Below are 15,093 nucleotides of genomic sequence, written 5' to 3'. Positions count from 1 at the left end.
GTGTTCTCTTAGACATAAAAATTCCTCCTGGTATGTTTTCTTCTAGTCTACACACCTTAATTTTTCTGTCTAGTTAATTGTAGCCTATCCAATAGATTACAAATAGTATCGTATTTCGCAATCTTAAAATTATCTTCTTACTATGAATAAGATAATAAAATTTGTATTTGTCCTTTTTAGGTAACTTATTTTAATCTATATACCTTTCTGGATCAACGAAAGTATACTTTATATAGTCATAACGCCGATGGTAACTATGCACTGTAACGATAATGCTGCTAAAATATCTTTTTACGAAAAACATCACAAGGAAAAACTTAACTATGGTATTATCTAAACATAATTTTTTCGGTATTTAATATTTAATTAGGAGGGAATATTTTGCTTTTTTATAGTAATTTTATCTTAATAGTAGCGATATTATTACTTCTGAATATATGGATTTTTGATAGGAGTAGAAATGCAAGTATAGGTTTTAGAACTAAACGAAGTCTGTCTTCTAAAAAAAATTGGGTATACTCACAAACTATTTTTTATGGAGGAATTGTTTTAATTAGTTTACTTTCTTCAACACTTTATTCTTTGAATATTATAGATGTTTCCACCTCAAATTCAATATCTATTATTGGAATCATTATTGCTGCAATTATTACACAACTGTTTTTAGTGTTTGGAGAGAAGAAAAGAAGTAAAAAATAGAAAAACTAGTGATAGTTTTGGTGATAGTGATATTAAAAATCAGAAAAGATAGAAAAAGCAGGAGATAGATAAAATGCTGATATTTCAGCATTTTTTAAGAGTATAAAAGAGAAAAAAAGTAATAAATGTATACATGATATAAGAAAAACATATATGTATAAAAAGAAGAAAGTAGCTTCTCTTTGTACATATATGGTTTGTTTTTATGGATGCCGAGCTTTTTTATAAGATAAGGCTAGGGGGTGCGGATGTTTTTTTGGACCTTTTTCAGCAATTACATTCCTGTTTCTTCCGATATTGAAGAGGACTTAGTCCTCCTAAAGATAACTTGATTCGATGATTATTATACCACTGGATGTAGTCATCCAAATGATCCATAAATTGATTCATTGAGGTGTTTTTCCAGTCCCGTTGGTAAAACATCTCATTCTTTAATCGCCCAAAGAAGCCTTCACACGCAGAGTTATCTGGTGAGCAACCTTTTTTTGACATGGAACGTGGTAAATTTGCTTTGTTCATCCTTTCAATCCAACCAGGCCATCTATAATGAGCCCCGCGATCAGAATGAACAATTGGCCGTTCTTGGTTTTGAAGTGTAGCTAGTCCAATATCTAACATAGTATTCACTAATGCTGCATCAGGCTTGGTGCCAATTGTCCAACTAATAATAGCTCCATCATAACAATCAACAATTGGCGACAAATAAACTTTTCCTGCCGGGATTTTGAATTCAGTAATATCAGTCAACCATTTTTCATTAGGCCTTGTCGCTTTAAAATTACGATTCAATAAGTTTGGTTGTGCAGTACTGATCTCACCAGCATACGAAGAGTATTTTTTTCGTTTGGAAAATGTAACGATTAGATTTTCCTCGATCATCAACATCCGTACAACTTTTTCAGAAAGAATTTTCCCCATATTCTTTAGTTCTTGATGAATTCTGCGGTAACCATAAGAGCAGAAGTTACTGTTGAAAATGGTCACGATCAATTGACGTTCTTCAGCATATTTATCTGGTTTATCAATTACATGTTTCTGATAAAAATAGCTGCTTTTAGACAAATAAAGCTGTTGAAGAAGTTCATTTAATTTAAATTGATTTCTTAAGGCATCAATCAATCGTGTCTTTTCCTGATTTGTCAGTTGAAGGAGATTGATGCCTTCTTCTTTTTTTAGCAGTTCAGTAGCTCCTTCAAGTAATGCTTTCTCGAGTTGCAATTGGTGTACTTGTTTTTGCAATTCTTTAACTTCCGTTAACAGTAACTCTTTTTGTTCTTCTTGATTTTCTTGAGTCATACGCAGTGGAAAACCCCTTCCAAGATACATGTCTTTCCATTGATACAAAGTGACTCTACTGATGCCTTCGGCTTCAGCTAAGCTTTTTCTGTTGGCCTGAGGCGCATAGAATTTTTTCAACACGTTATCTTTTTGATCTTGGGTTAACTTTACTGCACTTTTCCGAAGTTTTCTAGCCCCAGGCGCTAGTTCTTCACACCAGTGCCGTAAAGACTCTCGATTAGGGTAACCAAGCAATCGAATCGTCCTTGCATAGCACTGTCCATATTCAAAATAATGATTCACAGCTACTCGTTTTTGTTCTTCAGAATACTTTGATTTTTTTCGGTGTTCTAGATGAAGCGCTCCAGATATCAAATATTCATTGTACCATTTGCGAAGTGCGCCAACGGACGGATAGCCTAATTCACGAATAGTAGCGGCATAGGAGCAATCGTACTTTAAAAATAACTGAATGGCTTTTACACGTTCTTCGTGGGAAAACATACGAACATTCCTCCTGTGTTCATTTTTAGTCCAGGATTATGTCCGCACCCCCCTACCGCCCATAACGACCCAAGGATTTGTGGAACTAAGTAAATACCTGCAAGAAGCAAGATCAGCTGGGTCGGTTTTAAAGGATGATAGAAGTAACGCCATTCAGTAAAATTGGCGCAAAATAAATAGGAAGTGACAGTAGATATAATATTGGCAATGAATAAAGATATAATACGCCTGTTCCTTTGAAAATAATATCCAGCAAAAAGAGATAAAAATATCAATGTGATGAACCCGCTTACGGAATGATAACGAAAATCAAGCAGTAAGGCGAAATGCACATAAGGAACAAAAGATAAAAGCAACGGAAGGTTTTTCCGGCAAGTTTTTATCATCTTTCATCACCACCTAACAAGTGTTATTATTTTGTTAGTTTTATTGTAAATTGAATCCTGCAATAATCAATTACTTTTTCATTATTTCTAGATTAAATGAATAAACTCTCATGCCATTATCTCTAAAAAAAAAGTTTTTCCCCCTAATTTTTTTAGATAGAAAATTGTATAGTATGATGAGAGAAAAAGTAGTTTGGGGGAACGTTAATGAGAAGAAAAGCAGTAATCGATCGGCTTTATTTATTTTTTTGGTTTTTTCCTATCGTTTTGCTACCTTTTACATGGGTAAATGCTGTTGTACAAGGTGCGGAGATATTAGGCCTGATCCAAGGAAGCGGATTTGTGGTTTCTAGGAATTTTCCAGCTTTGATTGTTTTCTATTTAGTGATAAGTGTAGGTCTCTTATTACCAAAATCTCTGATCAATCACTACAATTGGCAGCTGCTTTACTTTTCTTGCTTATTAGTATTTACATCTATGTTTTCTTTGCTGCCTCGCTTGATTATCGGCCCTAATGGTTTGAGCGAGAGTGGATTGAAGGATTCAGCTTATTCCTCCATGTATTTCTTGACGATCAAACCATGGTTCTATTTAGTAATTGCCTCATTTATTCTTGCAACATTTTTTTACTTCTGGACAGAAATCAGGATAAAAAGTGAACGATCTGTATCTATAAAAAATAACTATTGATGGTGGATCATCAGTAAAAAAACATATGAGCTGCGTAAAATGCATGTTTCTCATATGCTTTTTTTATTATTATGTAAAGAATGCGAAAAACGTTTACATGATTTTTACATAACTTAACTATATTTTTACAGCAACCATACGAGGGATTTACAGTCGACTGATAAACTTTAGTTGTAAATAAGAAAGGAGCAATAAAATGAAAAAAGTATTGTTTACTCTAGGTATGATGGGAATTCTTTTAGCCGGATGCGGCTCAGGATCAGGAAATACAGATGGCTCTGCCACACAAAATAATTCAAGTGACTCAAATGAACAAGTAAAAATCGTTGCGGTAGGTTCGACAGCATTACAGCCGTTAGTCGATGCAGCACAAGAAAGCTTTGTACAAGAAAATCCAAATTATCAAATCTCTGTACAAGGAGGAGGAAGCGGAACTGGTTTGAGCCAAGTCGAAGCTGGAGCAGTTACTATCGGAAACTCTGATGTATTTGCAGAAGAAAGAGACGGAGTTGATGCTTCAAAATTAGTGGATCATAAAGTAGCAGTGGTCGGGATGGCACCAATCGTCAATAAAGATACAGATGTCAAAGATATCACCAAACAGGAATTGATTGATATCTTTACAGGAAAAATCACTAACTGGAAGGAAGTTGGCGGGAAAGATCAAAAAATCAACGTCGTGAACCGTGCAAACGGCAGCGGTACCCGCGCGACATTCGAAAAATGGGGACTGGATGGTGCTACCCCTGTGCAATCCCAAGAACAAGATTCATCAGGAACAGTTCGGCAGCTGGTAAGTCAAACACCAGGAGCAATCAGCTATTTAGCTTTCTCATATCTCGATGATTCCACACAAGCACTAAGTATCGACGGTGTAGAACCAAAAGAAGAGAATGTAGCAGATAACAGCTGGGGAATCTGGTCATATGAACATATGTACACGAACGGAAAACCTTCCCCTGAAGTCCAAAAATTCTTAGACTACATGATGACAGAAGAAATCCAAGAAGGACCTGTCAAAGAATTGGGCTATTTACCAATCACAATGATGGAATTAGAACGTGATCACGAAGGAAATATCAAATAACTAGCAGATAAACATGCCACGGTAGTCGTTACTATTAAGGAAAAATCAACTATGTTTCCCCACATATACATTTTTCCTTTAATTGTGAAAAATAGTTCCTCATATTTTGCCGTTTTTTGAGCTAATACCGAGGGTCAGCTGATTGAACACCGTTTATTCGAAAAAAAGAGCTACGACATAGAACTGTCGTAACTTTTTTTTTGCTATATGACAGGAATGAAAGGTGTTTGCAAGCTTAATGTGAGGAACACTTTCCATATCTGTTCTATACTGGATAGGAGAAGTTTGGAAATATCCAGAAAACGAAATCAATCGAGGTAGCCACATGAAGAATAAATGGATAAATCGAAGTAAAAAAAAGAAAGTAACACAAAGATCATCAGATAAAGTCATCCGTCTTTTTCCATCGTATAAAGAAGGATTAACGGCAGATCAAGTCAAGGAACGAATAGAAAAAGGTGCAGCAAATAATTCAGTCGATCCCACATTCAAAACAAATCAGCAAATCGTATTGGAAAACATATTTACGTATTTCAATTTGATCTTTCTTATCTTAGCCATTTTGCTTTGTTTAGTAGAATCCTATAAGAACTTGACTTTTTTACCAGTTATCATAGCCAATACAGGAATCGCCATTTTTCAGGAAATTCGATCCAAAAAGATCTTGGACGAACTAAATGTTTTAAATACAGCAAAAGTCAATGTCATACGAGACGGGATAGAACAAACAATAGATATAGAAGACCTTGTAATAGATGACATTGTTATTTTAGAGACTGGATATCAAATTCCAGCAGATGCAGAGGTCGTGGAAGGGAAACTGCAAGTTAATGAGGCTTTATTGACAGGCGAAGCAGATGAAATAACCAAAGAAATAGGCGATCCATTAATGTCCGGCAGTTTCATTGTTTCCGGAAAAGCTTACGCCCGATTAGACAAAGTTGGAGCAGATTCGTATATTTCCCAGCTGACAGTCAAAGCCAAGACAATGGGAGAAGGAGAACAGTCGGAGATGATTGCTTCTCTTAATCAATTGATCAAATGGATTGGGATCATCATTATTCCTATCGGTATCCTGCTTTTTTCTCAAAGTTACTTTTTTAATGGAAACACGATCAAAGAAAGTGTCGTTGCAATGGAAGCAGCATTGATCGGTATGATACCTGAAGGACTGTACTTGCTGACGACGATTGCATTAGCATTAAGTGCGACTAAACTAGCAAAGCAAAGAGTTCTTTTACACAATATGAAAAGCATTGAGACATTGGCAAGGGTAAATGTCCTTTGTGTAGATAAAACAGGAACGATCACAGAAAATAAAATGTCTGTTCAAAAAGTGATCGTCTCTAAAAAACAAGAAATAATCAGTCAGTCAGATCAATTGGAAGCATGCATTGCTGACTATGCAAAAGCGATGGCAGGAGACAATGCAACAATGGAAGCTGTTAAAGCATATTTTACAAAAACCACTGATCAATCCTATCACCATGTTATTCCTTTTTCTTCTGTCCAAAAATTCAGCAGTGTAGCGTTGGCAGACAAGGTGTATGTTTTAGGAGCGCCCGAAATGGTTTTGCGCGATCAATTGCCGGAATATGCGGAAGAGTTTGTTTCTTTCGCTGAAAAAGGCTATCGCGTGTTGGTCTTTGGTGTGTACGATGGGATTCTTGAAGAACCAGTATTGACAGAAGCAGTCACACCATTAGGCTATATTCTGATTGCTAATCCTATCAGAAAAGAAGCAAGAGCCACATTTGATTACTTCAAAAAACAGCAAGTAGCCATCAAAGTGATTTCTGGAGATAATCCGCTCACCGTATCCAATGTAGCTGTCCAAGCAGGGATTTCACATGCTGATCAGTACGTTGATGCATCTAAATTATCAGAAGAAGAATATGAAGCAGCTGTCGAAAAATATACAGTTTTTGGACGCGTCAAGCCAGAACAAAAGAAAATCTTCGTTCAATTGATAAAGCGTAACAATACAGTAGCTATGACAGGTGATGGCGTGAATGATATTCTAGCCATGAAAGAAGCAGACTGCAGTATAGCGATGGCTTCCGGAAATGAAGCCGCCATGCAGGCCTCACAAGTGGTCTTACTTGATTCTGACTTTTCACGCATGCCAGAAGTTGTTGCAGAAGGACGGCGCGTTGTGAACAATATTGAGCGATCAGCCAGCTTGTTTTTAGTGAAGAATATTTTCTCCTTTTTGCTCTCACTGTTTTCAGTGATCTTTGCTCTGACCTATCCTTTAGAACCATCACAAATCACATTGATTAGTTTGTTTACTATCGGACTTCCATCTTTCTTGCTTGCTCTAGAAGAAAACAAAAAGCGAATCAGAGGGAAATTCATCATGAATGTGATGGAAAAAGCTGTGCCAGGTGGACTAACAGATATGATCGTAGTCGGTGCGTTGGTGATCTGCGGGGTGACTTTGAATCTAAATAAAACAGATGTTTCTACAGCATCTACCATGCTTTTGATTGCAGTAGGGTTCCTCGTTCTCTATAAAATCTGTTCACCGCTGAATAAATTCAGAAGTCAGATCATTCTTTTCTGTGCTAGCGGTAACTTTTTTTCGGTCATCTTTTTGCATAAGCTGTTTTCAATCACCGGTATCTCAGCTGTATCACTTTTGCTGTTGAGCATTCTATTTTTCTCGGCAGATTCGATTTTTAGGCATTTGACCACATTGGTAGAATATTTGTTTGAACGTAAAAATGAAAAAGAGCAAAAGCCGTTTAGTCGCGTAGTTAAAAAATTTCTATCGATATTTAAACGAGAAAATTGACGAAAAGTATCTCAAAAAAGAGTAAAAAAGAACAACCACTCGTGTATCTTTCGAAGCAGGATGAGTCATCCAACTTTAAAACGCACGAGCAGTTGCTCTTTTTTACATTTTCGGAATGGTAACGGTGAAAGTCGAACCTGTTCCAAGATGACTGTCTACAGTAATCGTACCATTAAGGAGTTGCACGTAGTCTTTTACAATCGCTAACCCTAATCCGGTCCCGCCTGAATGTCGGCTTCGCGCCTTGTCTACGCGGTAAAAACGCTCAAAGATCCGTTCCTGATCCTCAATGTCGATACCTATACCAAAGTCTTGGACAGAAAACGATAGATCATCTGTTGCCTGATAGCGGATAATAATCTCGCTGTCGCTTTTTGAATATTGGACAGCATTTTCAATCAGATTTTTGATAATTGGATAAAGGATATCTGTTTTAGTAGTAAATGGTTCGTTCTTTCCAATCAATCGAATCGTCAACCGTTTCTTTTCGATGATTGGCTGATAATTTTGAACGATTTGCTGGAAATAAGGTTCTGTATAAATTGTCTGGATCTCGTAAGAATTCTCGCCATCTTTTGACAGCTGGATGATTTCCCGAATCAGTTTATCTAACCGGATCGCATCTTTTTGCATGATCTCAAGAAAAGAAGTCAGAGTTTGCGGGTCATCTTTTGCACCATCCAGTAAAGTCTCGGTAAAACCAATCAGTGAAGTCACAGGAGTTTTTAATTCGTGAGAGACGTTGCCAACGAAATCCTTTTGTAGCTTTTCTAAACGTCGCACTTTCGTTAAGTCATACGCCACCCCTAGAATTTGTCCGGTACCTTCTGAATTAGTAAAGTAGCGCAAACTCAAGTCTAATGTCTGCCGACCTTCTGTAAGGGTGATCTCCTGATGGATCAGCGGATGCTCAGGAGTCACTTGATGAATCAGCTGAATGAGTTTTGGCTCTTGAATGACTTCTGTGTACCGCTGTTCAGGTTGATAGCTTACCACGTTTAAATGTAGCTGCATCTTTGGATTAAGCAGTAGTAAACGAGAATCAGCATCATCAATCAGGAATACGCCAATCATCAGTTCGTTCAGTAACGTATATAATTGCTCTTCTGTGGTAGTACACGCCCGATACATCTTACTCATTTGTTCGCTCAACGCATTAATCGTCTGATACAATTCTTCCCATTGATCGGGTGTTTGCATGATTACTTCCGCCTGATTAGGATTTTGCACCATTTTTTTTAGTACGGGCAGCACGGTTTTCAATGGCTGGTTTTTTTGATAGATCAGATAATAGATCATTCCTGCAAGAACAAGGAAGAAAGACAGAAAGAAGAAAAAGACCCAACGGCGAAAACTCTCAGTTCTCGGTAAAAAACCGCTTGTCGGTTCTGCGATACGTAAAATGGCTTCTAACTGGCCACTTTTTTTGACTGGTAATGCGACATATAAAAGATCCTCATTCAAAGTAGTACTTTTGCGCAAAGCGCTACCTAGGTTCCCACCATTCAATACGGCTTTGATTTCGGGACGGGAGTTTCGCTGTTCATTCAATGTTTCATTGTTTGTGTCAAATAAGATCTTTCCAGTAGCATCCATTAAAGTAATCCGTTCGTTCGACTGATGGACGAATTCTTCCAAAGCAGTTTTGTTTTGCGCTGCTTGGAGGTTTTCGACATCTAATTGCCGGATCAGCAGTTGTGCTTTTTTTGTCAGGTAGCTTTCTTGCTGTTCCACGATCTGCTGTTGAAAATAATGGGAAATCAATTGCCAGCCACCAAAAAACAAACTAACTAAAAGAATAAGAAAGAAGAGACGTTCATAAATTTTTTTCCATTTCATCGTTTGGGTTCCTGAAACTTATAGCCAAATCCTCTAATAGTCACCAAGTACTTTGGGTGTTTTGGATCTCGCTCGATTTTTTCTCGCAAATGACTAACGTGTACATCTACGATTCGGCTTTGTCCTGCGAAGTCAAAATTCCAAATGCGGTCTAGCAATGTGTCTCGGTCGATCACACGGTCTTTTCGTTTCATGAAATAAACAAGTAATTCAAATTCTTTCGGTGTTAGTTCAATCAGATGGTCGTCTACGGTCACTTGATAATTGGTCAAATCAGCAGTGATTTGTCCAATCGATAGATATTCAGGCTCAGCTTCATCTTTTGATTGCTTACGAGGTTCAATTCGTCTGAATATTGCTTTCATACGGGCTAATACTTCGCGAGGACTAAATGGTTTGGTCAAATAGTCGTCAGCACCTATTTCTAGGCCAATGATCCGATCCACTTGGTCATCTTTAGCCGTCAGCATCAAAATCGGTGTTTCATTTTTTTCTTGACGCAGCCGCTGAGTGATCTCCATGCCATCCATCGTTGGAAGCATCACATCTAAAATGATGAAATCAAATGATTGTTCTAATGCTAATTCTAATCCTTCGCCTCCATCTGTGGCACTGGTTACCTTGTAGCCTTCTTTTTCCAAATTGAACGTCAAGAGCGTTACAATAGAAGGTTCATCATCAACAACTAGTATTTTTTTCATTCAAATCTCCTTTAAATAGGTTTCATTCTGTTTATATTTTAGCATAGAATCAGTACAAAGGGCTATTTTACAAAAGAAATAAATGGTATAATAGGAAGGCACTTTGCTGAATAGAAAGGAAGAGCAGTCAATGATTGGAATCAGTGCATGTTTAGGCGGTCTGGCCTGTCGCTATGATGGACAGAAAAAAGAAGTACCAGAATTGATGGAACTAGTTGAAACTGGAGAAGCTGTCATGGTCTGTCCAGAAGTGATCGGCGGATTACCAATTCCTAGAGATCCCGCTGAAATCATTGGTGGAAATGGATTCGATGTGTGGAAAGATCAAGCAAAAGTATGGACGACAAGCGGCGAAGATGTAACGGAAGCGTACAAAAATGGCGCGATCAAAGCCTATCAAAAATTGCAGGAAAAACACATTGATCTAGTCATCATGAAGGAAAAAAGCCCTTCATGCGGAACCCATTCGATTTATGACGGGAGTTTTTCCGGAATAAAAAAAAATGGTGCCGGAGTGGCTACTGCTTATTTTATTCAGCAAAAAATGACTGTGCTCTCTGATGAAGAATGGCTGAAAACTAGAGGTGAGCAGAATGGAAATCGAAAAGACCAATCGAATGAACGCGCTCTTTGAATTTTATTCGACCTTATTGACAGAAAAACAAATGAACTACATGGAATTATATTATGCAGATGATTTTTCATTAGGTGAGATCGCGGAAGAATACGAAGTAAGCCGACAAGCAGTATATGACAATATCAAGCGGACAAGCAAGATCTTGGAGGATTATGAAAAAAAACTCCATCTTTTTTCTAATTATATTGTTCGAGAACAGGTATTGGAAAATATGACTGCATATATTACAGATAAGTACCCGGAAGATAAAAAACTACTTGAATATGTACAGCAAATTCAAGCAATCGAAGAATAAATAAAAGGAATGAAGAAAATATGGCATTTGAAAGCTTAACTGAACGTCTCCAGCAGGCGATGGGAAAAATAAGAAAAAAAGGAAAAGTATCAGAAGCTGACGTAAAAGAAATGATGCGGGAAATCCGCCTTGCCTTACTAGAAGCCGATGTTAACTTGCAAGTAGTCAAAGATTTTACTAAGCGCGTACGCGAACGTGCGGTAGGGGCAGAAGTGCTGGAAAGTTTATCACCTGCACAACAAATCGTAAAAATCGTTGATGAAGAATTGACGATCACACTTGGTTCTGAAACAGCAGAGTTAAATAAATCACCAAAAATACCAACTGTTATCATGATGGCTGGTCTTCAAGGGGCAGGTAAAACGACCTTTACTGGTAAATTAGCCAATTATTTAAAGAAAAATGAAAATGCTCGTCCGCTCCTAATCGCAGGGGACGTATATCGACCAGCTGCGATCGACCAATTGAAAGTATTAGGTCAACAGCTAGACGTTCCTGTATTTGATATGGGAACTGAAGTCAGCCCGGTAGAGATCGTCCGTCAAGGGATGGAGTTAGCAAAAGAAAAGAAAAACGACTATGTATTGATCGATACGGCAGGACGTCTGCATATCGATGAAACATTGATGGATGAGTTGAAACAAATCAAAGAATTGACGCAACCAAATGAGATTTTGCTTGTTGTCGATGCCATGACTGGTCAAGATGCCGTCAACGTAGCTGATAGCTTCAACCAGCAATTAGGTATTACAGGGGTCGTCATCACTAAACTTGATGGGGATACTCGAGGCGGGGCAGCACTATCGATCCGCTCAGTGACAGGCGCACCAATCAAATTCATCGGTTCTGGTGAAAAATTGACTGACTTAGAAGTATTCCACCCAGATCGTATGGCTAGCCGTATCCTTGGTATGGGGGATATGCTGACATTGATTGAAAAAGCGCAGCAAGACTACGACGAGAAAAAAGCGGAAGAACTTGCACAGAAAATGCGGGAAAATTCATTCGATTTCAATGACTTTATTGAACAGCTTGATCAAGTGATGGGTATGGGCCCACTGGAAGATCTAATCAAAATGATCCCAGGAATGAATCAAGTCCCTGGAATCGAAAACGTCAAGGTAGATCCAAAAGATGTTGAACGCAAAAAAGCGATGGTTTATTCTATGACGCCAGCAGAAAGAGCAAATCCTGATCTGTTGAACCCAAGCCGTCGTCGCCGAATTGCTGCCGGTTCTGGAAACAGTGTTGTTGAAGTGAATCGAATGATCAAACAATTCAAGGAATCAAGAAAAATGATGCAGCAAATGTCCAAAGGGGATATGAACATCCCAGGTATGGACCAAATGTTTGGTTCAGGCGTCAAAGGAAAACTAGGCAAAATGGCGATGAATCGAATGATCAAGAAAAATAAGAAGAAAAAGAAAAAACGGAAATAAGATGAAAAAAACAGCTTCGGTACAGACTGAAAATGTCTACTGCCGGAGCTTTTCTATCAGCAATTTTTATTCTTTACTAATACAATTACTCTAAACGAAGAGGTGGCACAGATGAGATGTCCGTGGAGTGAACAAACAGAAAGTATGCGGCAATATCATGATACTGTCTGGGGTGTTCCTGAATATGATGACCAAAAGCTGTTCCGAAAATTGATGCTTGATATTAATCAAGCCGGATTGAGCTGGCAGACGATTTTAAATAAAAGTGAAGCATTCGATGAAGCATATGATCGATTCGATATCAAAAAAGTCGCAAATTATGGAGAAACAAAAATCAGTGAACTAATGGAAAACAAAGGAATTATTCGTAACCGAAGAAAAATCGAAGCAGCCGTCCAAAACGCCAAAGCAGTCTTGAAAATTCAAGAAGAAATCGGCAGTTTTTCAGAGTATCTTTGGTCGTTTTCTAATGGAAAAATCGTTGATTCTTCTTATCATTCACAAGAAGAAGTCCCAACAACAAGTCCTCTTTCAGATGAATTAGCAAAAGATCTAAAGAAAAGAGGATTTAAATTTATCGGAAGCACAACAATCTATGCTTTTTTAGAAGCTGTCGGGATCATCAATGATCACCTTGACAGTTGTTTCCGCAAAGAAGAGGTCGTACGTATCGGCAGAAAGGGCGAATAAAGCATGCGAAAAATCATATTTTATGGTGCTATAAGTTTAGATGGCTATTTGGCAACGAAAACGGATGATCTTCAATGGCTTTTTGACACTCCAACAGGTAAGCAAACCACTTATGAAGCTTTTTATGAAACAATCGATACGACCATCATGGGCAGAAAAACTTATCAGGAAGCAAAAAAATATTTGGAGACCGAAGCAATTTATCCAGAGAAAAAGAATTTCGTTTTTTCCACCCATGCACAATTACAATTGCCAGATGCTGAGGTCGTAAACGAAGATCCTGTTGCTTTTCTAAAAAATCTACAAATGACAGAAGGAAAAGATATCTGGGTTGTGGGTGGCGGTCGATTGATCAAACCGCTATTGGAACATCAAATGATTGATGAATGGTATATCCAGATTACCCCTGTATTATTAGGGGACGGGATTCCTTTATTCCAAAAAGGAACATATGAAGCGCGTTTTGAAATGCTAGACACGACACGATTCGGTGAATTTATCGAATTGCATTATGTACGAAAGTAGAAGTAAATAAAATAAAAAAGGCAACTATATGCAGAAATGTCCTGTACATAGTTGCCTTTTTTATTACCGTTATGCTTTTTACTCTGTTAATTTGTTAGAAAAATCTAGATACGCATCTAAAATCGTTTGGAAGAAACTTAATGTTCCTTCAACGATATTACCATTTTCATCAATTAGATTCGCAACGTTTCCGATATATGCTTCCGGTTGCTGCAAGGTTGGCACATTCAAAAAGACAAGTGATTGGCGTAGATGGTGGTTTGCGCCAAAGCCGCCGATCCCACCTGGTGATGCAGTAACGACTAAACCTGGTTTATGATCCCAAACACTGTGTCCATAAGGTCTTGAGCCTACATCTAAAGCATTTTTCAATACTGCTGGCACAGAACGGTTGTATTCAGGAGTAACGAAAACGACACCGTCTAGTCCCCTCACTTCCTCACGAAAACGAGTCCATTCAGCAGGAGCCTGTTCTGGAGTTTCGAGATCCTCATTGTAAAATGGCAGATCATCGATTTTTACAAATACACTTTCGTACCCTTCAGGAAGCAATTTCGCAAAAGCTTCTGCTACTTTTTTGTTGTAAGAATCTTTTCTTAAACTACCAATAAAAAATCCAATTTTTTTTGTCATACGATTTTTCCTCCTTCAAACTATCTATAATAATCTTACAAAAGATAAGTAACTGGAGCAAATAAAAACACTTACTGACAAAAGCTACATAGAAGATAGATTACTTATTTTTAACAAAAAAGAAGTCTAAAATCTTCTATTTCCTAAAAAAAATCGAATTTAATCAAGCTGTAAAGAAAAAAAGCTTTACAGGGTAAAAAAAAACTGTTACACTACATCTTGTGAATAAAACAATGGAGGTGGAAATAAATAATGGCAGTTAAAATCCGTTTAAAACGTATGGGTTCTAAAAAGAGTCCGTTTTACCGTATCGTCGTAGCTGATTCACGTTCTCCTCGTGATGGACGTTTCATCGAAACTGTAGGTACTTACAATCCTTTGAAAGACCCTGCAGAAGTAGTTTTAAAAGAAGACTTAGTTCTTGACTGGTTATCAAAAGGTGCACAACCTTCTGACACTGTACGTAACATCCTTTCAAAAGAAGGCGTTATGCAAAAACACCACGAAGCTAAATTCTCAAAGAAATAAGGTGACCGGATATGAAAGATTTAAGCGACTTAGTCTTAACAATCGTTCGTCCGCTAGTCACTTATCCTGATCAAGTCAAGTTAGACGTCGTAGAGTCGAAAGACTTTTACGAGTACAATCTAACAGTGGCTCCTGAAGATATTGGCCGTATCATTGGAAAACAAGGGCGTGTTGCTAAAGCAATCCGCACAATCGTTTACGGTGTTCGGATCAATGCACCGAAAAAAGTGCGTTTGAATATCATCGATGATAAGGAAAAGTAAATAAACGTGCTGTACTCGAATTTTCGAGTGCAGCTTTTTTTTTTTTATTAATTGAAGAAATGATTATTTGGCAAAACAAGCAAGAAAGCGTATCCTTATAGG

General features: G+C 37.8%; 16 protein-coding genes. 11 read left to right on the top strand and 5 right to left on the bottom strand.

Features of this window, described 5'->3' with window-relative positions:
• The first annotated feature begins 381 nt into the window (after positions 1-381).
• Positions 382-699, top strand: a complete 318-nt coding sequence (locus DIZ30_RS08850) for an SdpI family protein (protein WP_002322761.1) — start codon at positions 382-384, stop codon at positions 697-699.
• A gap of 267 nt (positions 700-966) precedes the next feature.
• Here DIZ30_RS08850 and DIZ30_RS08845 read toward each other — a convergent pair whose 3' ends face one another.
• Both DIZ30_RS08845 and DIZ30_RS08840 read right to left on the bottom strand, forming a co-directional pair.
• Positions 967-2,481: an IS3 family transposase gene (locus DIZ30_RS08845; protein ID WP_010726506.1), complete on the bottom strand. Its 1,515-nt coding sequence runs from the start codon at positions 2,479-2,481 to the stop codon at positions 967-969.
• Positions 2,457-2,867 (bottom strand): hypothetical protein, encoded by a 411-nt coding sequence (locus DIZ30_RS08840; RefSeq protein WP_227644281.1) that lies wholly within the window; start codon positions 2,865-2,867, stop codon positions 2,457-2,459. The genes DIZ30_RS08845 and DIZ30_RS08840 overlap by 25 nt, the downstream gene beginning before the upstream one ends.
• A gap of 207 nt (positions 2,868-3,074) precedes the next feature.
• Between DIZ30_RS08840 and DIZ30_RS08835 the strand changes: the two genes are divergently transcribed.
• From DIZ30_RS08835 to DIZ30_RS08825, 3 genes are all read left to right on the top strand, one after another.
• Complete coding sequence (locus DIZ30_RS08835; RefSeq protein ID WP_002319272.1) at positions 3,075-3,557, top strand: hypothetical protein; 483 nt, start codon at positions 3,075-3,077, stop codon at positions 3,555-3,557.
• Positions 3,558-3,753: 196 nt separating this feature from the next.
• Positions 3,754-4,644 (top strand): phosphate ABC transporter substrate-binding protein PstS family protein, encoded by an 891-nt coding sequence (locus DIZ30_RS08830; protein WP_010721606.1) that lies wholly within the window; start codon positions 3,754-3,756, stop codon positions 4,642-4,644.
• 325 nt (positions 4,645-4,969) lie between these two features.
• Positions 4,970-7,441: a cation-translocating P-type ATPase gene (locus tag DIZ30_RS08825; protein WP_002319273.1), complete on the top strand. Its 2,472-nt coding sequence runs from the start codon at positions 4,970-4,972 to the stop codon at positions 7,439-7,441.
• 102 nt (positions 7,442-7,543) lie between these two features.
• Here DIZ30_RS08825 and DIZ30_RS08820 read toward each other — a convergent pair whose 3' ends face one another.
• Positions 7,544-9,280 (bottom strand): ATP-binding protein, encoded by a 1,737-nt coding sequence (locus DIZ30_RS08820; RefSeq protein WP_002297195.1) that lies wholly within the window; start codon positions 9,278-9,280, stop codon positions 7,544-7,546.
• Positions 9,277-9,981: a response regulator transcription factor gene (locus DIZ30_RS08815; protein WP_002293705.1), complete on the bottom strand. Its 705-nt coding sequence runs from the start codon at positions 9,979-9,981 to the stop codon at positions 9,277-9,279. The genes DIZ30_RS08820 and DIZ30_RS08815 overlap by 4 nt, the downstream gene beginning before the upstream one ends.
• 130 nt (positions 9,982-10,111) lie before the next feature.
• Between DIZ30_RS08815 and DIZ30_RS08810 the strand changes: the two genes are divergently transcribed.
• The 5 genes from DIZ30_RS08810 (at position 10,112) to DIZ30_RS08790 (ending at position 13,567) form a co-directional block, all read left to right on the top strand.
• Complete coding sequence (locus DIZ30_RS08810) at positions 10,112-10,615, top strand: DUF523 domain-containing protein (RefSeq protein WP_002297194.1); 504 nt, start codon at positions 10,112-10,114, stop codon at positions 10,613-10,615.
• Positions 10,575-10,913 carry a putative DNA-binding protein gene (locus DIZ30_RS08805; RefSeq protein ID WP_002293708.1) on the top strand — a complete coding sequence of 113 codons (339 nt, stop codon included), beginning with the start codon at positions 10,575-10,577 and terminating at the stop codon, positions 10,911-10,913. The genes DIZ30_RS08810 and DIZ30_RS08805 overlap by 41 nt, the downstream gene beginning before the upstream one ends.
• 20 nt (positions 10,914-10,933) lie before the next feature.
• Positions 10,934-12,352: a signal recognition particle protein gene (gene ffh, locus DIZ30_RS08800; RefSeq protein WP_002293709.1), complete on the top strand. Its 1,419-nt coding sequence runs from the start codon at positions 10,934-10,936 to the stop codon at positions 12,350-12,352.
• A gap of 111 nt (positions 12,353-12,463) precedes the next feature.
• Positions 12,464-13,042, top strand: coding sequence for a DNA-3-methyladenine glycosylase I (locus DIZ30_RS08795; RefSeq protein ID WP_002293710.1), 579 nt, complete (start codon positions 12,464-12,466; stop codon positions 13,040-13,042).
• Between the two features lie 3 nt (positions 13,043-13,045).
• Positions 13,046-13,567, top strand: a complete 522-nt coding sequence (locus DIZ30_RS08790; RefSeq protein ID WP_002297192.1) for a dihydrofolate reductase family protein — start codon at positions 13,046-13,048, stop codon at positions 13,565-13,567.
• A 78-nt stretch (positions 13,568-13,645) separates the two neighbouring features.
• Here the strand turns inward: DIZ30_RS08790 and DIZ30_RS08785 are convergent, their stop codons facing one another.
• Positions 13,646-14,200 (bottom strand): NADPH-dependent FMN reductase, encoded by a 555-nt coding sequence (locus DIZ30_RS08785; RefSeq protein ID WP_002293714.1) that lies wholly within the window; start codon positions 14,198-14,200, stop codon positions 13,646-13,648.
• A 252-nt stretch (positions 14,201-14,452) separates the two neighbouring features.
• Here DIZ30_RS08785 and rpsP point away from each other — a divergent pair, with 252 nt between their 5' ends.
• Positions 14,453-14,728 carry a 30S ribosomal protein S16 gene (gene rpsP, locus DIZ30_RS08780; protein ID WP_002290274.1) on the top strand — a complete coding sequence of 92 codons (276 nt, stop codon included), beginning with the start codon at positions 14,453-14,455 and terminating at the stop codon, positions 14,726-14,728.
• An 11-nt stretch (positions 14,729-14,739) separates the two neighbouring features.
• A complete protein-coding gene (locus tag DIZ30_RS08775; protein WP_002290277.1) occupies positions 14,740-14,991 on the top strand; it encodes a KH domain-containing protein in 252 nt (83 codons plus the stop codon).
• Positions 14,992-15,093: the final 102 nt, after the last annotated feature.

This window comes from Enterococcus sp. H57, from assembly GCF_003112495.1.
Taxonomy (GTDB): Bacteria; Bacillota; Bacilli; order Lactobacillales; family Enterococcaceae; genus Enterococcus_B; species Enterococcus_B faecium.
This window is presented reverse-complemented; position numbering and strand designations above follow the sequence as displayed.